The organism is Arthrobacter sp. NPDC093125 (assembly GCF_044754225.1).
Taxonomy (GTDB): Bacteria; Actinomycetota; Actinomycetes; order Actinomycetales; family Micrococcaceae; genus Arthrobacter.
Genome location: NZ_JBIVOQ010000018.1, coordinates 1 through 18,152, shown reverse-complemented (window position 1 = coordinate 18,152; position 18,152 = coordinate 1). Strand labels below are relative to the sequence as shown.

At 65.1% G+C, this 18,152-nt stretch carries 17 protein-coding genes; 4 read left to right on the top strand and 13 right to left on the bottom strand.

Annotated features, from left to right (window positions below):
- Window positions 1–185: 185 nt before the first annotated feature.
- On the top strand, window positions 186–920 hold the full coding sequence (locus ACIP9X_RS20435) for a hypothetical protein (RefSeq protein WP_400481574.1): 735 nt from the start codon (window positions 186–188) through the stop codon (window positions 918–920).
- Window positions 921–962: 42 nt separating this feature from the next.
- On the opposite strand, the gene ACIP9X_RS20430 is transcribed toward ACIP9X_RS20435, so the two are convergent.
- Window positions 963–1,169, bottom strand: a complete 207-nt coding sequence (locus ACIP9X_RS20430) for a hypothetical protein (protein WP_400481573.1) — start codon at window positions 1,167–1,169, stop codon at window positions 963–965.
- Window positions 1,170–1,228: 59 nt separating this feature from the next.
- On the opposite strand from ACIP9X_RS20430, the gene ACIP9X_RS20425 reads away from it, so the two are divergent.
- Window positions 1,229–1,858 (top strand): L-threonylcarbamoyladenylate synthase, encoded by a 630-nt coding sequence (locus ACIP9X_RS20425; protein WP_400481572.1) that lies wholly within the window; start codon window positions 1,229–1,231, stop codon window positions 1,856–1,858.
- A gap of 612 nt (window positions 1,859–2,470) precedes the next feature.
- Window positions 2,471–4,948 (top strand): BTAD domain-containing putative transcriptional regulator, encoded by a 2,478-nt coding sequence (locus ACIP9X_RS20420; protein ID WP_400481571.1) that lies wholly within the window; start codon window positions 2,471–2,473, stop codon window positions 4,946–4,948.
- Between the two features lie 3 nt (window positions 4,949–4,951).
- On the opposite strand, the gene ACIP9X_RS20415 is transcribed toward ACIP9X_RS20420, so the two are convergent.
- From ACIP9X_RS20415 to ACIP9X_RS20380, 8 genes are all read right to left on the bottom strand, one after another.
- Window positions 4,952–5,398, bottom strand: coding sequence for a hypothetical protein (locus tag ACIP9X_RS20415; protein ID WP_400481570.1), 447 nt, complete (start codon window positions 5,396–5,398; stop codon window positions 4,952–4,954).
- Between the two features lie 750 nt (window positions 5,399–6,148).
- On the bottom strand, window positions 6,149–6,724 hold the full coding sequence (locus tag ACIP9X_RS20410) for a phage tail protein I (RefSeq protein ID WP_400481569.1): 576 nt from the start codon (window positions 6,722–6,724) through the stop codon (window positions 6,149–6,151).
- A 1-nt stretch (window position 6,725) separates the two neighbouring features.
- Window positions 6,726–8,675, bottom strand: coding sequence for a putative baseplate assembly protein (locus ACIP9X_RS20405; RefSeq protein ID WP_400481568.1), 1,950 nt, complete (start codon window positions 8,673–8,675; stop codon window positions 6,726–6,728).
- Complete coding sequence (locus ACIP9X_RS20400) at window positions 8,675–9,088, bottom strand: GPW/gp25 family protein (RefSeq protein WP_400481567.1); 414 nt, start codon at window positions 9,086–9,088, stop codon at window positions 8,675–8,677. Before ACIP9X_RS20400 ends, ACIP9X_RS20405 begins: the two co-directional genes overlap by 1 nt.
- A 40-nt stretch (window positions 9,089–9,128) precedes the next feature.
- Window positions 9,129–10,949, bottom strand: coding sequence for a VgrG-related protein (locus tag ACIP9X_RS20395; RefSeq protein WP_400481566.1), 1,821 nt, complete (start codon window positions 10,947–10,949; stop codon window positions 9,129–9,131).
- Window positions 10,939–11,784: a peptidase M23 gene (locus ACIP9X_RS20390; protein WP_400481565.1), complete on the bottom strand. Its 846-nt coding sequence runs from the start codon at window positions 11,782–11,784 to the stop codon at window positions 10,939–10,941. The genes ACIP9X_RS20395 and ACIP9X_RS20390 overlap by 11 nt, the downstream gene beginning before the upstream one ends.
- Before the next feature lie 15 nt (window positions 11,785–11,799).
- A complete protein-coding gene (locus ACIP9X_RS20385) occupies window positions 11,800–12,234 on the bottom strand; it encodes a phage tail protein (protein ID WP_400481564.1) in 435 nt (144 codons plus the stop codon).
- A 7-nt stretch (window positions 12,235–12,241) separates the two neighbouring features.
- A complete protein-coding gene (locus tag ACIP9X_RS20380; protein WP_400481563.1) occupies window positions 12,242–13,102 on the bottom strand; it encodes a hypothetical protein in 861 nt (286 codons plus the stop codon).
- Window positions 13,103–13,810: 708 nt separating this feature from the next.
- Between ACIP9X_RS20380 and ACIP9X_RS20375 the strand changes: the two genes are divergently transcribed.
- Window positions 13,811–13,984: a hypothetical protein gene (locus tag ACIP9X_RS20375; RefSeq protein WP_400481562.1), complete on the top strand. Its 174-nt coding sequence runs from the start codon at window positions 13,811–13,813 to the stop codon at window positions 13,982–13,984.
- Between the two features lie 1,188 nt (window positions 13,985–15,172).
- On the opposite strand, the gene ACIP9X_RS20370 is transcribed toward ACIP9X_RS20375, so the two are convergent.
- The 4 genes from ACIP9X_RS20370 to ACIP9X_RS20355 are packed head-to-tail and all read right to left on the bottom strand — an operon-like array spanning window position 15,173 to window position 17,820.
- The gene (locus tag ACIP9X_RS20370; protein ID WP_395403622.1) at window positions 15,173–15,331 is read right to left on the bottom strand and encodes a DUF6760 family protein; all 159 of its coding nucleotides are present in this window, start codon (window positions 15,329–15,331) and stop codon (window positions 15,173–15,175) included.
- The gene (locus tag ACIP9X_RS20365; protein WP_400481561.1) at window positions 15,328–15,795 is read right to left on the bottom strand and encodes a hypothetical protein; all 468 of its coding nucleotides are present in this window, start codon (window positions 15,793–15,795) and stop codon (window positions 15,328–15,330) included. The genes ACIP9X_RS20370 and ACIP9X_RS20365 overlap by 4 nt, the downstream gene beginning before the upstream one ends.
- Window positions 15,792–16,235 (bottom strand): phage tail protein, encoded by a 444-nt coding sequence (locus ACIP9X_RS20360; protein ID WP_400481560.1) that lies wholly within the window; start codon window positions 16,233–16,235, stop codon window positions 15,792–15,794. The genes ACIP9X_RS20365 and ACIP9X_RS20360 overlap by 4 nt, the downstream gene beginning before the upstream one ends.
- Before the next feature lie 25 nt (window positions 16,236–16,260).
- Window positions 16,261–17,820, bottom strand: a complete 1,560-nt coding sequence (locus tag ACIP9X_RS20355) for a phage tail sheath family protein (RefSeq protein WP_400481559.1) — start codon at window positions 17,818–17,820, stop codon at window positions 16,261–16,263.
- Window positions 17,821–18,152 lie beyond the last annotated feature (332 nt).

The window sequence follows — 18,152 nt, the reverse complement described above, 5'->3', positions numbered from 1 at the left end:
TGCCCCAACCCGCCGCCGCTTTGATAGGGGTTCGCGGGTCTCTTTAAAGTTCGCTTTAAAGTTCTGTACATTCCGGGTTCCCGTGACTATGGTGCTGCCGCGGAGTTCGCCGTAGGCTCTGAGCATTCGCGGCAAGGAACCTGCCGGATCCGCCGGCAGACAGGTGAACGGAACGGGGATCCATCATGCACCGACGCATCGCACCAGCCGCGCTCACACTGACGGCCGTCATCGCCGTCACCGGCTGCGGCGGCGCCGCTCCCGGCGACTCATCCACTCAACCCGGGGCCAATTCTTCATCAGCGCCAGCGGCCACTGCGACTGCCGCAAAGACCTACTCCAACGAGGACCTCACGTCGATTGTGAGTGGTCTGAAGGACGCTCAGGGCCAGTCCCTGACTGTTGTGCCTGCCGCCCAGATCGACCAGGGGCTGATAGCCGCCAGGGAACTGCTGAAAACTGCGGTCATCACCCCGAAAGCGTGCGCGGTGCTGGCCGACAACAACAGCCAGGTTCCGGAGGGCAGCACCTATGCGGCAGGGGCCAGCCTGGCGGCAAAAGCCAAAACGGCAACCATAGTGACTGTCTTCGCGGTAAAGGACGCCGCTGTCATGGCTGAGCAGTTCGGCAAGAGCGACGGGGCGGTGGGCATCTGCTCGACGTTCACCGTGGAGTTGGAGGGCCAAAAGATCACGAGCGAAATGAAGCCCATCGAGACCGACGTTCAGGCCGACAGGTCTCTGGGCGCCCTGACCGTCCAGACGCTCCCCACCGGACAGAAGCAGGCAATGGTTACCGTGACCGGTGTTAAGGGCACATTGGCAGCCACCGCGGTTAAGAGTGGCGCGGTGAATGCCGTAACCGCCGCTTCCGCGCCCGAGCTTGTCCAGCTGGTCAACGCGGCGCTCGCAGCCGGCTGACTCACAGATGCCCGCTCAGCGGCCCGCTCAGCGGCCCGGCGGTCAGGCGCGGTTCACACCGTCCCACCCCCGCCGCCGGAGCCGCCTGGCGGCCACCATGGACCACCCGCCCACAAGCACCCCGATTACGACGAGGACGACGCCGACGGTGAACCAGCCGCCCTGGCCGAAAATCATCATAGCCACGCCGATCAAACCGAGACCCTTGGCCGTGACGTCCAGGTACAAAGAACCCCTCAGGAACTCCATGTCTCCACCGTAGCCTCGGGAGATGTGCGGGAACAGGCGCTGGGCCGTAGGCTCTAGCCATGGCGAGATTCTTTGATGTGCACCCCGAGGACCCGCAGCCGCGTGCGATCTCCCAGATCGTGGACCTCCTGCATTCCGGCGGCCTGATCGCCTACCCCACCGACTCCTGCTACGCGCTGGGGGCGCAGCTGGGCAACAGGGAGTCCCTGGACCGGATCCGGGCCATCCGCCAGCTCGACGACAAGCACCACTTCACGCTGGTGTGCCGGGACTTCGCGCAGCTGGGCCAGTTCGTGAACATCGGCAATGACGTGTTCCGCAGCATCAAATCCGTGACGCCGGGCAGCTACACCTTTATTCTGCCTGCCACCAAAGAGGTGCCGCGCCGGCTGCTGCATCCGAAGAAGAAAACGGTGGGCGTGCGGATTCCCCGCCACAATTTTGTGCAGGCGCTCCTGGCCGAGCTGGGCGAGCCTCTGCTGTCCAGCACCCTGCTGCTGCCGGACGAGGAAGATCCGCTGACGCAGGGCTGGGAAATCAAGGAGCGGCTCGACCACGTGGTGGACGCCGTCGTCGACTCCGGCGACTGCGGGGCGGAGCCGACGACAGTCATCGACTTCTCCGGCGGGTCCGCCGAGGTGGTGCGAAGGGGAACCGGGGATCCGTCCCGCTTCGAATGGCAGCTCTGATTTCAGCCTGTGACGCCGGCTGTCACAACGCGCTGGTAGCGGCTTAATACTGCGTGCCCTCCTCGGACGGCCCTTACACTGTTGTCCACGCTTGGGACCCAGACCCTTTCGTGAGAGCAGGACAGCATGGCAGATACGCAACACTGGCGTTGCAGCACTGCCCCGGCGGTGACCGGGCTCGTGCGGCCCCGGCTTGTTCATGCTCTCAAGGGGTCCGCAGGCGCCACCCTTGGTCTCGTCATTGCTCCCGCGGGAATGGGGAAAACAACCCTCCTGGCACACTGGGCTGCCCAGGAAGAGGGTACTGCCTTCTGGTACCGGGCGACTCCTACAGACGCAGTCCCCGGACGGATGCTGGCCACTTTCAGGACCGCCCTGGCAATAGCGGTCGGTGACGATCCTGCCCAATCCCTACCTGAACTTGCAGTGATGGCGGAGAAACTGAGCTGCCCCTTCACTTTCGTTGTAGACGACTTGCACATGATGGCGGGCAGCTGCGCGGAGGCTGAATTTGAACAGTTGCTTTCCCTGGGCTCTCCGCTAATACGCTTCTTCGTGGGCAGCAGGCGTCCGCCCTCGTTCAACCTTGCCCGCTCTGAGGTTCCATCCTTTGTGACAGTTGGACCAGACGAATTGCGCTTCCGCACCCCTGAAGTGGAGCAGCTCTTCCGAACAACCTATAAACAACCCCTTGGTGCGGCCGGCGCCTTCAACCTGACCCGCCGGACAGACGGGTGGGCAGCAGCCCTCCACCTCTTTCACACAGCAACAAAAAACCGCTCCTCAGTTGAACGCCGGCGGGCAGCCGAGTCGCTTGCCCCCGCACCCCGCTATGCCCAGGATTACGTGGCGAACCATGTACTGGCTGGGACGTCCCCGGATATGGAGGAACTGCTCCTCCGCACTTGTCTGCTGGACCGGCTGACGCCAGCTCGATGCGACGTGCTCTTGGAGACCAGCGGGACCGGTCGGATTCTCAACGAACTGGCTGATCTGGGTATCCTCATGAGGGACGATGGCGCCACGGCATTTCGCCTTCCGGAGGTAGTACGCCAGCATCTAGTTGCCAGACTGGCCGACTCACCTCGGAGCCCGTTAGAGGGTGTCCGGCAAAGGACAGCAGCCATTCTGGAGCAGGAAGGCGACTATCGGGCTGGGATGGCGATCCTGGCAGAAGGCCGGAATTGGGACAACGTGCGGCAGATGATGGTCCGCGCACGACACCACACATTCCTTCCCGGCGCCTGCCGGTGGGCAGCAACCGTCCCGGAGCCGCTAACCGGCCAGGATGTGCTCTTCGCTTTGGCACTGGCACGTTGCCAACTAGATGACGGCTGCGCCGCCGGTGCTTACCGTACGGCAGCCGAAGTCCCGAAGCTGAGCGGTGACGAGGAACATCTCCGGATAGCTCAAGATCTCCGAGACACGGCTGTCGTCTGGGCAGGAGACCACCCGGCCACAGGTCCTGGTGCCGTCGGTATCCTCAGGGCGGCCAGCCATGGCAACCCCGCGTCGGCAGCAAGGTCCGTGCACCATCCCCGAAAGCCCGAAGACCTCCTGGCCAAGGCGATAGCACTCCTACTCGCGGGCGATCAACGAGGCGCGCTTCCGTTTCTCACGCGGTGTGCCGAAAGCTCCGACGACCAGGTGCCGGCCCTCGCTGCACAGCTTGCATTGGCCGTTCTCGGCCCGGACTCGACAGCTACAGATGCAAGCGGCCCCGCCGACGAAGTGGACGCTGTTGAACGGCAGGCAGACCGCCTCGGTTTCTCGTGGCTTGCTCGTCTGGCCCGAGGAATCCAATCCGCATTATTCGGAGCCGCGGGTCGGCAGGCCGCGGTGCTGGCCGTGGTTGAAGACTGCGAGTTGCGTGGAGATGAGTGGGGCGCGGCACTGGTCGCTGCCGCAGATATACTCTCGCAACTGCAGGCCGGAAGGCCAGATTACCTCGCATTGGAAGCTCTCGCCGACCGCTTCCGAAAGCTGGATGCCGGTGCCCTCGAAGCATGGGTCCAGTCGGCCAAAGCACTTGTTTGTGCGACTCAGGATCTGCCTAACGCCGGTGAAGAAGCCCAGACAGCCGAAGCTTTCGCCCGCACCGCGGAGGTCCCGGGCGCACTTGCCGTCGCCTACGCGGCGATGGCCGAAGCAAGCCCGGAACGTCACACCGACCTAATGCAGGCGGCCGCCGAAACTGCCAAATCGGCCGGGTTCGTCTGCAGGCCATGGACGTGGCTTAAACCTGAGGCAAAGACGGAGAAAGCTCGTACCCAGGACGCGTCTGTGACACTCCCAGCATCGGCATCGAACGGATTAACTTCTCCTGTATCCCAGACCCCGCCCCTGCCGACTCTTGATATCCGCTGTTTCGGCGGATTTTCCATCCGCGTCGGCGGAGCCGGTGTGGATTTGACGCGGGTACGTCCCCAGGCGCGGACTGTCCTTCGCATGCTCGCCCTGAATGCAGGGCGGCCAGTACACCGCGAGCAGCTCGCGGGGGCATTGTGGGCTGACCTGGACACGCCGTCGGCGCTGCATAACCTCCAAGTGAGCTTGTCGAGTCTTCGCCGTGTCCTACTGCCGGAGGGATCCCCCGCCGAAAGCCGGCAGTCCATAATGCGGCAAGGGGAAGCCTATGCCCTGCTTTTCAATGACGGGTCAAACCTGGATCTGTCGCACTTCGACCGAGCTCTCCACGATGGGTCGGCGGCGCGGACAGCCGGCAACCACGAGGAGGCGGCGGCGAAACTGCGTCAGGCTGTCGAACTCTACGTCGGCGAGGTGTTGCCCGAGGACGGGACTGCGGAGTGGGTAACGGACGCCAGGGAACGGTATCGACTCCGGGCCGCGGAGGCGGCAGCGGCACTGGCTACACTTGAACTCTCGTTAGGCAACCGGGCTGCAGCAGCGGCGGCCGCGTCGAGAAGCGTCGAGATTGACCCGTGGAGGGACGAGTCATGGCGGACACTTATAGGGATCTGCCGCTCGTCTGGAGACCTCGCTGCGGCCCAGCATGCCGAACGGAGATACCGCGGCATGCTTAGGTCGCTCGGCGTTCCCCTCGGCCCTGTAATGACGACTGAAACCTGAGAGCTACCGCCTTGTAAACTGAACTCCTGCCATGGAGACGGTCTTGGCTTCGGAACTGCTCGGTGCCAAGATGGTCAGCTTCACAGCTGTTACGTTGTCCGCTCCTATGTAGTAACCATGGCGGTCAGGATCCTGAGGAACCTCGACTTCGGGGAAATTTTGGAAGGCGCCTTCCGTACCCTCACGGCGGACAGATATGAGAACCTTCGCCGGCCGCTGCTCTGCGCCTGAAGTTACCGGCTGCGACGCCATCCCCGTGATGAACACATAGACCAACCGATTCGGCCCGGGGAATGTAGCTTCCAGATGAGGAGGCTTACCGCCATCTAGGTTCACCATCCATGAAGTGTTCGAGTGTGTGTCGATAGCAGACTCGGCACCTTTCCCGCCGATAGAAAATGGAGCCGTAGCTCGACTTGGACGAACCTCGGCTTGCAGAATCTCGTCCATGACCCTTTGCGGTGCACGCCCAATAGAGTCACTGTTTGCCGACGCCGCCCCGCCAAGTAATCCAAGCACAGCCAGCGATGCCGCCGATTTGGTCGGGAAACGCCTCGATTTCCACCTCGGACGTGACCCTGCCGGCAACGCCATTTGCTCTGGTGACCCTAGCACTTGCTTCCACCACGGCAATCTGGGTGTAGTTCGGACCGAAGCATCTGCTGTGAAGCTGGCAGCACACCTTCGGCAGAAGCTGCGGTCGGGCTGATTCCCGGTTCCGCAGGTGGCGCATATGAGTGAGCCGGCCTCTGGGTGGGGTCGACCGCGCTCCCGGTCGGGCTGAGGGGCCCGGATTACTCGTTCACCGGGCTTGACGGGAACGGGCTCGCCGTCAGGGAAGCCGAGGGGGTGCGTCCCTGCGGGGCTGTCAGGGACGGCCCGCCGCCCTGCACCGGTACTTGGCTTCCCGGCCCGCTCTGCCCCTTCAGTTCGGGGTGTGCCGCTATCGCTCGCACCCTTTCCTCCCGTGCCCTGCTGTCCCGGGGAATGGGATGATTTCGCTTTTTGTGGCGCAGGTATTTGCGGCAGCACTACGGTTTCGGGTGGCGGTTCCGGGCGGGCGACGGTCCGGGGACCGGGCGGGTATGCCTTGCCCTCGGCAGCCGCCGGCCGCTGCCATCCAAGGTAAGCCTCGCAGGCACTGCAGAAGCTCTCGCCGTCGTCGTTGCGGGCACCGCATTCTCCACAGATCAGCACTGCCTACTCCTCAGGAGCCGTCGTGGAAGAACCGCTGGAAGGAATGACCTCAACGGTGTGTGGAACGTGTGCCGGCTTTACAGAGCTGATAATCCGCTCCAGCCCGGGCACGCTCACGTCCCCAATGGCATCCGCGTACACCTTGACGTGAAGATTCGCGGTGGCATGCCCGGGCAGTTCCGCTCCCGGCGCCTGGGACCAGGCTGCTCCGCCGCTGTCCTCGACGACTACGTCGCGTACACCCCCGACGGCGAGCCGGACGGCATCCGCCAAGCCCGGAACTGTGCCACGCCGCCGATGAATTTCTGCTGCGTGTGCGACGACGTCCCGCCGCTGGGAGGTGGGCCACGACTCATGAACCCTGACGCCCACCCAATCGGCAAGCCAGTCCAGGAAGTCCTCTGGCGCCAGCCGCGGATCCAAATAGCACGCCAGTCCGTCCAGCGTGGTGAACACGGGGGCAATCGAGTCGTCGAAAGCCATCAGAAGACGCTGCAGGAAAGCGTCTTCCTGCAGGACGGCTGGAAGACGCGCCGCCAGCGGCACCGCACTTCCCAGCCCCGGCACTATGCCCCTCATCTCAGGCCCCCTCCGAAACGCGGACCCGATGATCGAAGGAGAAAACCAGGGCATTCCGGTTGACTTCTATGCGCTGCTGCGGTTCTCCCCGCTTCCCCGTCAGCGGGTCCGCGGCAAAGACGTACACCTCGTCGACGATCTCAGTGCCTGCCAAACCCTGGAGGACGGCGTGCACTTCGCCTGCGTGGACAGGCCTGCCGAACGGCCAGCCTTCGCCATCGGGCCCTCCCCGGATCGGGTCGAAGTAGCTGTAGAGTGCCCGCAGGGCCTCCTCCCGCAGCCGGTTCGTCGAGACCCGCGGACGGGCCGTCAGCTGCGCAACCACTGTCACGCCGCGGTAGAAGGGCGGTTCGACCAACACCCGGGCCCCAACGGGACGGCGCTCGTCCAGGTAGGCGGCTACTTTTGCCAAAGTCTCGACATCCGGCACAAGGTCCCGGAAGGTCAGACGGTTGTCCTTATCCGGTACCGCGGCGGGAACCACCAGGATTCTCACGCCACCAGCATCCTCGGGGGCATCGGCGGGGATGCACCGGACGCGGGCGATGTCCGGGGCGGCACGCTTTGCAAGCTGCTCGTAGTCCTCTGCCGTAATTGCCCGGTCCCGTGTCCGGAGGGCGAGCGGCCCCCGTTCCTTTGCCTCCTCAATGGTTTCCCCAGCCACGCCTCCCTGGGCGGCGCGCCGGTTCTCCACGCCGTTGACAAACGGAATGGTGGAACGCAACACCGAAAGTGCCTGGGCCGCAATATTGCCCCGCGGACCGCCTCCCGTGCTGTAGCGCGGAACCCGAATGGGGCTTCCAGCCGGCGGCACGGCCCCGTAGCTGCGAAGCGAACCGTCGGGCTCCCGCACCGCCGGCGGAAAACGTAGCAGACCGGCCGTCCGGTCGAGCACCACCACCCGGTCCTCTGGCTCCGATCCGGCGAACGAGTCCACCTCCGCCCAGGTCTCCCAGCCGGGGCCGGAAGCAACCTCAACGATGAAGTCATCGCCAAAGGGCAGCACTGGGTGCCGGCCCAGTTCGAACGACTGGCCTGGCACGCCTTCGGACATGCCGACAACTTCGTCGTAGATTGTCTCGGCGTGGATGGCCGGAACGGAACCGCCAATCGTAAAGGCTCCGGCGGAACGAACGGTAGGGGAAGCGCTGTAGGACGGGTAGCCCGGAAGCGGGTCCACCACACGGCACTTTAGCCATCCCGCCCGCGAACCACCCTGAACAGACGCCGTATGGTGGTGCGGCAAGTGAATCACCACGTCACCGGGCCGGTTCAGTCCGCCGGTTCCGTCGCTGTCCAGATCACAGGTCACCCAGGAACTGCCGTCCCAGGCTTCCCATACCAGGGGCGGATGGGTGGGGTTGACACCTACGCCCCTGACCTCACACTCAAATCGCAATACAACGGCGCATGAGGGGGCGGCGTCGTTCAATCCCAACAGCAAGGCGTCGCCGGGCACCGGTGGCGTTCCGAAGCAGGCGAAGCTGCCGTCTCCCTGCAGGGCCTCAGTCCGGGGCACCCCCGCAGCACCGTCCGCCTGTGTCAGGACATGCGCCAAGCGGCGCGGCGGCACGGTCAGCTCGCGGGTCGTAGCAAACACGACTGCTTCCTCTTCCTCGGTGCGCCGGGTGGATGCCTCGGTCCCCATCGGAATAACGACGGCATCGGGCTGCGGCGCCGACAGCCTCATCAGGAGCTCGACCGAGGCAGCGGTGGGCGGATGGAGTGTGACGCCGAGCAATTCCAGGAAGGCGACGTACAGGCGGTCGGGCACCCGGTTCAGCCGGTAAAACAGCTCGTCCACCATGAAGGCGAAGGTTTCGATGAGGGTTACGCCGGGGTCGGAGACGTTGTGGTCGGTCCATTCAGGGCAATAATGGGCCACCAGGCGTTTCGCGTCGTCCACGAGGTCCTGGAAACGGCGGTCATCGAGGTTGGGTGAAGGGAGCATTAGGAAGCGGCCTCCTCGCCGTTGCGCGGAATGACATAGAACGGAAAGACCAGGTTCCGGGGGTCGTTGGTGCCCCTGATCGTGTACTGCACGTCGATGAGGAGCAGGCCGGCATCCACGCCGTCGAAGTTGACGGCTACATTTTCCAGCGTAATCCGGGGCTCCCAGCGGTCCAGGGCCACGCGCACCGCGTAGGCGATGTCCCCCGCCGTTGCCGCGTTCGCGGGCGCGAAGACGTAGTCGTGGACAGAGCAGCCGAACTCCGGCCGCATGGGCCGCTCTCCCGGGGACGTTGCCAGGATGAGGTGGATGCTCTCCTCGATTTCGCGCTGATCCCGGACCAGCGCAATGCTGCCGGTCCGGTCCGTCCGCAGCGGAAACGCCCACCCGGCACCTATGAACTCCTGCCCCACCGCGCTGCCTCCTGTCGTTGTCCGCACCTTCAGGCCGGACTCAGTTAATGCGGACCAGACCGCCCTTGACGGTGGTTGTTGCCCCGCCCGAGAGTTCCGCCGTCGCGTCCCCCGCGACCTTGACACCCGGGGCTTTCAGCTCGGCGGACGCACTGCCGGAGATCTTGACCGTCGCGCCCTTGAGTTCAAGTTCCGAGAGGGCTTCCACCGTCACTTTCTTGCCTTTGATGGTCACCTGGCCCGTCGACGTCGTCACGGCAACGTCCTTCCTTGCTGTGACGTTTACCGGCCCTTCCGAATGAATCTCGATGGCGGCGTCCGGTTTCTGGACGAGTGAGATCTTCTGCTTGCCGCCGCTGGTGCTGACCGTGACCTTTTCGCCGTCGGGTGATTCGAGGAATTCCACAAGCATTCCGGTGCGCGAGACGAAGGCGCGCCGTGTAACGGCGCCGTCGGTCGAGCCCACGTGGTCCGCCCAGGGCTTGTCCGGCTGGTCCTGGCCGTTGTACAGGCCGCCGAGCACGAACGGCTGCTGGAAGCTGCCGTGGCCGAAGGCCACCAGGACCTCATCCCCCACTTCAGGGAGGACGACGGCGCCGCGCGAGGCCCCCGCCCCAGCCTGGACGGTGCGGGCCCACCAGCTTTCGTAGTTGTCGGACAGCACCGGGAACTTCACTTTGACCCTGCCCTGGTTCTCCGGGTCCTTCGCGGCCGTAACGACGGCATTGACCACTGCCGGCACGGCGCCGCGGCTGTTACCCCCGGCGGCTACCCCGTAGAGGGAGCGCTCGGATTCGTGGCTGACGGCAAACGTTGTGAGGTAGCCGGTGTCGGGACTGAACTCGTGGCGCGAAGAGCTGAGCGTGTACTGGCCGTCGAAGGGTTTGCCCGCGCCCTTGAGCACCACGGCGGTGCCTGCCCGCAGCTTGGGGTTGCCCCGGGCGAGGCCTTCAAGTTCAGCAAAGGCGCCCCCAAGGCGCGAGGCGAGGGAAGCTGCGGCAGCGTCGCATTGGGCCGCCTGGTCAAAGGCTGTGGGAGGAGCAACGTACCGGGGGCTTCCGAACTTCCCGGCGAGCGCGGCCGGGTCCACTTCCGGCAGTTTGGCACTGCGCGTCTTCGCCTGTGCAACGGCCACGATGGCCTTCTTGGCGGTGACATCCCAGCCGCGGACCTCCACATCCGGGACCTGGTCCGCGGAGGTGACTGTGCCGCGCAGTGCCACGAGGTTCATGCCCCGCTCAAGGACCAGAGGGTCTTCCTTCGCGCCGCCGGTCCCGGCCGGCGCCGTGGCGGAGTCCGTCGACGCCGTGAAGTGCAGTTCACCGCCCGACACGGACAGAACCACCCCGGATTCGACGGCGAGCCGATGCAGGAAGTCCCAGTCGCTGATGCCGTCCTGTGCCACGTGCTGCAGGACGGGGCCCTTCGCGGTGATGGTGCCGGCCTTGATTCCCGCGCGCTGGGCCACCCGCCGGACAATGTCGGCGGCTGTGCTTTGCAGGTATGCTTCAATGCGCCGCCCCCGGAACAGCCGGTGGGAATGGTCCAGGCCCCGGACGATCGTGTGGAGGCCTTCGTGGTCCATCTCGGTCTCCAGCGCAGTCACTTCACCCTCCAGCAGCGGCACCGGACCGCCGGGGCCGCTCTGCTGTACCGACAGCTTCACTGGTGCACCGATGCTGAAGCCGGCCTTCTCCAGGACGATGGAAAATTCATCGGTGAACCGGAGCAGGAAGAGGTCCGGGACGTTGCTGCTGTCATCGACATAGCCGGCCACCAGCCGTGCGGCGATCTCCGGCGGCAGCGGCCTGCCGGCCACCTCCACCAGCAGCACATTGCTGAACTCCTCGCTATGAGCCACGGACCACCTCCCGCATCCGGCCGGAGTTCGCCGGCGTCCCGGACGTTAGTTCATCCACGGCCGGCAGCAGTATTGAGCTGCCGGGACGGAGGTGCATCGGATCGTCGATCCCGTTCGCGGCTGCTACGGCCCGCCACAGCGATGGGTCACCGTACTCGCGGTAGGCAATACCCGCCAGGGTGTCCCCCTCCACCAGCACGTGGACCCGCCGCGGCACCACGCCGCCGGAGCTCGGATTCTGTTTGGGCGGGTTTCCGGCTATTTCCTCCAGCGTGACAGTGCAGGTGGCCCGGACCGGCAGCCCGGCAGCGGTGAAGAGCGTGTATTTGACCTGCACGCTGGATATGTACGCATGGAAGCCGGTGAGTTCGCCCCACCGGAACATCACCCACGGTGGTGAACCCTTGTGCTGCTTCAGCGAAGCTTCGGTGGGTACACAGCAGTCGAACAGTGCCTTGACACGCTGGACCACCGCGTCGTCCTGCTTCCCGGAGGCGTCGAAGAACATTTCCAGGGACAGCTTGGAGGGCATCGGCCCCTTGTATTGCGGTGGGCCCGCCTTTCCGTTGCCCTTGGCCGTTTGCCGGGCCCAAGAGGCTGACTTGCCCATGGTCAGTTCTTTGGGGTTGAACTGGAAATTAATCTGGCCGAACCGCGGACCGGGTTTGTCCAGTGATCCGTCTATGGACGGTTCAAACAGCTCCAGGTAGGCATGCGAAAGTTCGAGTGCCTTTTCTCCGCCCCGTCCGGCAGCGCCTCCGGCAGCGGCAGCGGCCGCTGGACTGCTGGACCCCGCGGATCCCTTGGCGGGTGCCGGGACTGCCACTGTGGTCACGTCATGCTCCTTCCGTCAGCCAAGCTTCGCGACGAATCCGTGGTGGGCGATTTCCAGGGTTTCCATGATGACTTTCGGCTGGTCAGGGTTGAAGGAGGGCCCCTTCCACCGGACAGGAACGACGTCGTACAGTTCCCACCCGGCTATCTTGGTGCCGTTGGCGGTCATTGCCTGGATGACGCCGGTGCAGCGGGTGTATCCGGACGCCATGCTTGCGAACCACTTGGCGATCTTCTCCGTGTCCTTCCCCAAGGGCCGGGTGAGGGTGATGTTCGGATACTTGAGACGGGTGGGGAGCTGCCAGATAAACGAGTTGTTGCCGCCCTCCTCCCGGGTTTCCATCACCACCTCGCAGCCGAGGCCCTCGCACGTGGAAAAGGTCCCCAGGTCGGCGTTGTCCAAGGCGACGGTGTAGCGGACGCTGACGGCGGTGGCGACGTCCTCCAGCATGGTTTCCTCAATTCGAATCAGTGCGCAGGCCGCGGCGCTCGCGGTCCAGCAGCATTTCGGCTTTGATCCGGCGGATCAGGGGCCCTGCCAGCCGTTTGGCCAACTCCTCCAGTTGGTCGGGGGTTGCGGCTCCCAGCGGGCCGGGCGCTGCCGCCGTCGACCGCTCGGTTGCCGGAGGGGTTCCGTCCTCGGCGGCCGCGGTGCTTCCCGCAGGCCCTTGGCTGCGGTCCTCGGCGGGAGAAGACGGAGCGGAAAACTCAGGCGGCGCGCTTACCTGCCCGATTACGGGCGGCACCGCAGCTTCGGCCGCCTCGGGCAGGCTGAGCCGCTGGACATTGTCGCTGTAATCCTGCACCTGACCCGGGCCGCCAGGTCGCGGAACCGGCGCAGCAAGCGTCAGAACGACGGGGTCCTGGGTGAGTGAATGAACGACGCCGTCACCGGTGGTTCCGCGGGGATGAAGCAGCGAAGGTGAGTGATTCGCGCGGGCCGGAATGGTTCCCGTGAGGTTCACCGTGCGCTGAAGTGGCTGTTCGACCAGAGGCTGTTCTTGCTGAATAGCACTTCCGACGGCGGCACTTGGCCCGGGCTTTTCGTCCAAGTCACCCAGCGGCGGCACTTCGGTGTGACCAAAGTCAGCAGGAACTCTGTCCAGGGGCTGGTAGCCAGTATCCGGGGCGGTGTGGGAGGCAACGGGCATCGGTTCCGGCTCACTGACCAGGCCGTCCGCCGTGGCGCTGTAGGCGTCTGGGCCGTCCGTCGCATCTTCACGTTGGTCCGAGGGATGGCCCGGGAGGGTGAGCGCCGGAGGGGCCAGCGGAACGGTCCGCGCCGCAGGCTGCTGAACGGCCGCAGGGATTGCTGTCATGCGCTGCCAGACCGCGGCCCTCAAACCACTGGCCATGGGCCGTGAAGCGCGTAAGGCGGACCCCGCAGTCACAGTGTCGGTTGCCTGCACTGCCCGCTGAACCGTTCCGGACGCCGGCAGCCCGGGCGCCGGGATGGCCCCGGCTCCAAGAGGTTGTAATGCTCCGGCCAGCGCTCGCGGAATGCCGTGAGGGGGTAGCCCTGTGCCGGCCTGCAACTCGGCTGATTCCGTCTTCCCGTACTCGAACCTTTGAATGGGGATCCCGCTTTCGGAGAGCATGCCGCTGCTATCCCCAGGCTGCCAGAAGGTCTCGGCTTCGCCGAGGACGCGGCGGCTATGGGCAGGCGCCTCCTCGTCGGGACCAGACGAAGAGATGCTCCCGGTTCCCACCAGGCTTGCGGCCGGACCTGAGCCGTCGGGCATATATCCGAAGGAGTCGTCCGGCTGCACCATTCCAGCTGCAACTTCCGGTTTCGCTGGGCCGGCTGTCTCTGAGTCACCCCGTGGGCCCCCGTCGTGGCTGTTGAGTTGTGCCTGTTCATGGGACGCCAGCCGGGTCACGACAGGAAGGACTGCAGCGCCGTCAGAATGAGAGCGCTGCAAGGGAAGCGCTTGCAAGCCGCGTTCTCCTGACGGCGACAGCGAGGGTAGAGGCAAGGCATCCGAGATCAGCTGCACCGACGATTCCGGGGGTGCCGGCCGCGACGGTTGCAGCGTCCCAGTGGCATCGATCCCGGCGTTCTCGCCGCCGGCGTCCTCGCCGACCCGGGAATCTTCTTCGCCAGCCCGGACCGGGCTAGTGGCAACCATATCCGCCTCCGTGGTGGCGCCGCTGCCAGGGGCTACACCGTCATCGAGGCCCTCGACGCCCGGTTCCGATGACCGGCTCTGAGGGAACTTCCCTGGATCTGACTGACCGGCATAGGGTGTGGCCGTTGCTTCAGCGGATGGGCGCGTGCCCGGATCTGCAGCGGAGTCCCCCGGATCCATCCGCCGCTGTACGGGCGCTGCCTCGTACGGACCGAGCGTCCGCTGCACCGGCAAGACTGCATCCTGACCGAATCGAACCGGGGGCGCGGGCATGTCAGAGGATTCAGGCGGCGAGAACGACAGGGGCCTCCCAAGTCCGAGGCGGCTCGGATACACGGTCGGCAGCGGTGCCGGGACCGAGGTCCGTTCGGTGGGCCTGTCCTCGGCGGCGCGCTGTACGGCCGGCGGGACAGGCAGGGACACATAGGTGGCACTTCCGTCCGAGGCGCTATCCGTGGAGCTTGGCCGGATCGGAGGCACGATCTCCCAGCCCGCATTGAGGGATGCGGGTGTCTCCCATTCAGGAATCCGGTCTTCGGATGCCGGATCTGCGCCGGGATTGGCCGCCTCCGTAACCGCCAGCGGAAGCACTGGGTCTTTGGTGTCGCCGCCCCTAACTTGGACGCCCTGCGCAGGCGGGACCTGGGTGGGGGCAGTAGCCCTCTGCACCGCTGCCGTCGGTTGTGGGGGGACGGACCGCTCCCCAGCCAGCTTCCCGCCGTCGTCAACCCCTGGTCCTGGTACCAACTCGGCGTCGGCTCCCTCCGGCGGAGCCGGACGCGGTTCGGCTTCGGACACAAATTCGCCCAGTGCCGGGGCCGCGGGGGCAGCCGGAGCAGCCCCGGCTGGGGCGTCCGCCGTGACCGTAGTGCGCTGCACCGCCGTATTAATTCCGCCCCCCGGGCGTGAACGCGCTGGGGGAACGAGCAGAGTCATCTCCGGCGGCACCGAACTATAGGCTTCCCCGGCGGCCGTGCCGCCGCCGTCGACGTCTATCACCCCCGGCGGTGCGTCTGCCGTGACCAGATGACTCATAGCTCCTGTAAAGGAGGGGTTAGTCCAGGCCGCGAGCGAACCGGCAAAGCGCTCGGGACCGTGCGCAAGTTCCATGGGGCCGATGGTGCGCTGGAGCGGAGGCAGGAAAGCCCAGCCGGCGGGCGGCACCGGAAGCGGCTGTACTGCCGGCGGCGGTGCCGCCTCGGACACGGACGTACGGTGCCCGGCTTCAGAGCGCTCGCGTTGCCAGGGCCACCGCACGGTTCAGCGCTCCTGTGAAAGCCGGGTGTTGATTCCCGCGATTTCCCGGACATAGCGGAGCCGCTGGCCGTGTTCCAGGTCCAGGATGTCGTCAAGGGGCCAGTGGAAGTGATAAGCCACGTAGGACACCTCCTCATAGATCCGGTCCGGGGCGTACGTCATGATTCCCCCAGGCGGCCACCAGCGAGGTCGGCGGTGAAGCGGTGGGAGCACTCGGGGCAGGTGACGGCGATCCGGGTGTGGCCCTCGGCGTTGATCCTGCGATAGAAATCCTGGAGGAAGGCCACGTCGGAGGCGAACATGTTCTCCACGACGGCCGACGTGACGGCCCCCAGCGTGCCGAGCGAGGTGATGACTCTGCCGAGGAGGACGACTGTTGTATACGCCGCGTTCTCCTGGACCCGGGCATCGTAGAGCGGCAGCAATTCGTCCCTGGCGGTGGCCAGGCGCATCACGCCTGTCTTGTGGACGGTGCCGTCCTGGTCAACGTAGCCTCTGGGAAGCTCAAAGTTGAACTCGGTGCGGAGCGGCTGTCTGTCGGTTGGGCCGGCTGGCGCCCTTGACGGCCCGGGACTGTCAGCCTCCAAATCCGGCAGCACGGCCATACCGTGTGTCCGTTGCATCATGAGATGGTCGATTCGTCGTAGCAGATGACGAACTTCTCGGTGGCCTGTTCCGTGGCGCCTGCCTTGAGCGAATTCAGCTCCACGCTCTTTACCCAGCAGTTCACGAAGTTGTACGTCTTGAGCGTTTCACCTTTGTAGTCGAGAAGGGCGACGGCGGCCGTCTTGCGGGCACCGGCGACGTCGCCTTCCATCACTGTCTTGAGCCAGTCGGTGATGGTCTTGCTTTGCGTCAAACCGCGCGTGACGGTCAGCTCCCCGGCCTTGGGCCGGCCGATCAGCTGGCGGACAACGTATTTGCCGTCTTTGGTCTGCTGCTTCAGCTCGATCTTGTCGACCTCGGTCTTGAGGCCGCTCACCTCGATCACCCTCGGCACTTCGATCCCGTCAATGGTGACTGTGAATCCGTTCGCTGATGAGTTGTCAAAATCGCCGAGGGCCATGGTCTTGCTCCTTTTGAACTGGAAGTTATTCGCTCACGAGGCTGGTGCCGCCGGAGAACTGTGACAGCTGGAAGATGACGAACTCAGCCGGCTTCACCGGAGCCACGCCGACCTGGCAGACCACCTGGCCGGCGTCGATTCCCTCTGCCGGGTTGGTTTCGGCGTCGCACTTGACGAAGAACGCCTGCTCGGGGGTGACGCCAAAGAGGGCCCCCTTGCGCCATTCATTTGTGAGGAAGGCGCTGATGGTCCTGCGGATCCGTGCCCAGAGGGCAGGGTCGTTGGGTTCGAAGACGGCCCACTGCGTGCCCTGGAGGATGGACTCTTCAAGGTAGTTAAAGAGCCGCCTGACGTTGAGGTAGCGCCATTCCGCGTCACTGGACAGGGTGCGCGCGCCCCAAACGCGGATGCCGCGGCCAGGAAAGGTGCGGATGCAGTTGACGCCGATGGGGTTGAGCAGTTCCTGCTCAGTTTTCGTGATCTGGGTCTGCAGGCTGGTGACACCGCGGATCACCTCGTTTGCGGGAGCCTTGTGCACGCCGCGGGTGTCGTCGTTGCGGGCCCAGACGCCTGCCATGTGGCCGGAGGGCGGGACGAACCTGTTTGTTCCGGTGGAGGGGTCGAAGACCTTGACCCAGGGCCAGTAGAGCGCCGCGAACTTGGAGTCGAAGCCTCCGCCGTCCATCCGCCAGTCCTTGATCTGCTGCGCGTTCAGGTTGGGCGGCGGGTCGATGATCGCAACGCGGTCCCCCATCAGCTCACAGTGGGCGATCGCCGCGAGCTGGACGGCTTTGAGCGTTTCAGCATCAATCGAGCCCTGTTCATAGGCAGCCATCAGGTCCGGCACGGCGACCATGGTCACCTCGTCGACTGCCTCCAGCCCGCTGAAGCCGGTGCGGTCGGCGGCGTCGCCGACGTAGTCGTCCGCGTTCAGTTCGTCGGCGGTGGGTGGCTCGGGTTCTGGTTCGGGCTGGACCAGCTGGATGGTGCCCTTGTCCGGCTTGACCAGGGCGCCGCCGGTGGCGACCTCCTCGATGGTGACGATCTTCGATTCCGCGCTGACCTTCGTGGCGGCGTTATTTGGCCCGCGCTTGGTGGTGACGTTATCCCAGACCTCGGGCGGCTTACCCTCGACCGTGATGACAATCTTGAACTGGTCCTCTGACGGATTCTCTCCGCCGGCGTCGGCTATCTCCACGGAGACAGGCTTCGGGTTGGCCGCATTGGACTTGGCGGTCAGGCGGTAGCCACCCAGTTCAGCCATCGGGGCGGCCGTTACGGCTTTGGGAGCCTGCTGTTTCGGTTTCTCGTCACGCGCTCCGTCGGCCCCGATGCGTACGACGTAGCAATTGCCTCCCCCATTGAGGAAGTAACCGTACACGGCATGGGCGAGATAGGAGCCGGGGATGAAGTCCCCGAAGGTCTCGGAGAATTGTGTCCAGTTGGACACCAGAGTCGGCTGGTTGTCCGGGCCCTTGGATGCCAGTCCGACGAACGCAGCAACGGCGGTGCCTACGCCTTCGATAGGCCGGGTACCTGCCTCGACCTCGTTCACGTACACACCGGGCGAAAGATAGTTCGGCATTTCGTCTCCTCGTTGAACCCAAAACGTGGTTCAAGGGTCACGCGGAGACTGGGTGCGACGGTACGGCTATGCGGATGCGCTCACGGGAAGGATGGGGTGCACGAAGGGGCAGTGATTCGCCGAGTGTCGCGGTCAGGCGAAGTCGGAATCGAGAACAAAGCCACTTAGGCTCTCTCGTGCTCGGGCCGTTCGACACGTGCGTGGCTGAACTTGCTCCTGCAGAATCACGCGAGGCGTCTAGGGCGTGTCTCCTAAAGCTGTCAGCCAAATGCTGACGGCCCGGAGGACGGCTCCGCCGCGGTAAGTGAGTGCGAGTTTGTCGTAGCGCGTTG

Excerpts from the sequence above, each read along its gene's own strand:
- ACIP9X_RS20410 (WP_400481569.1), bottom strand. The coding sequence starts at position 6,724 with ATGAGGGGCATAGTGCCGGGGCTGGGAAGTGCGGTGCCGCTGGCGGCG.
- ACIP9X_RS20385 (WP_400481564.1), bottom strand. The coding sequence starts at position 12,234 with ATGCTGGAGGACGTCGCCACCGCCGTCAGCGTCCGCTACACCGTCGCC.
- ACIP9X_RS20355 (WP_400481559.1), bottom strand. The coding sequence starts at position 17,820 with ATGCCGAACTATCTTTCGCCCGGTGTGTACGTGAACGAGGTCGAGGCA.
- ACIP9X_RS20365 (WP_400481561.1), bottom strand. The coding sequence starts at position 15,795 with ATGATGCAACGGACACACGGTATGGCCGTGCTGCCGGATTTGGAGGCT.
- ACIP9X_RS20435 (WP_400481574.1), top strand. The coding sequence starts at position 186 with ATGCACCGACGCATCGCACCAGCCGCGCTCACACTGACGGCCGTCATC.
- ACIP9X_RS20380 (WP_400481563.1), bottom strand. The coding sequence starts at position 13,102 with ATGACAGCAATCCCTGCGGCCGTTCAGCAGCCTGCGGCGCGGACCGTT.
- ACIP9X_RS20370 (WP_395403622.1), bottom strand. The coding sequence starts at position 15,331 with ATGACGTACGCCCCGGACCGGATCTATGAGGAGGTGTCCTACGTGGCT.
- ACIP9X_RS20415 (WP_400481570.1), bottom strand. The coding sequence starts at position 5,398 with ATGGACGAGATTCTGCAAGCCGAGGTTCGTCCAAGTCGAGCTACGGCT.
- ACIP9X_RS20425 (WP_400481572.1), top strand. The coding sequence starts at position 1,229 with ATGGCGAGATTCTTTGATGTGCACCCCGAGGACCCGCAGCCGCGTGCG.
- ACIP9X_RS20405 (WP_400481568.1), bottom strand. The coding sequence starts at position 8,675 with ATGCTCCCTTCACCCAACCTCGATGACCGCCGTTTCCAGGACCTCGTG.
- ACIP9X_RS20360 (WP_400481560.1), bottom strand. The coding sequence starts at position 16,235 with ATGGCCCTCGGCGATTTTGACAACTCATCAGCGAACGGATTCACAGTC.
- ACIP9X_RS20430 (WP_400481573.1), bottom strand. The coding sequence starts at position 1,169 with ATGGAGTTCCTGAGGGGTTCTTTGTACCTGGACGTCACGGCCAAGGGT.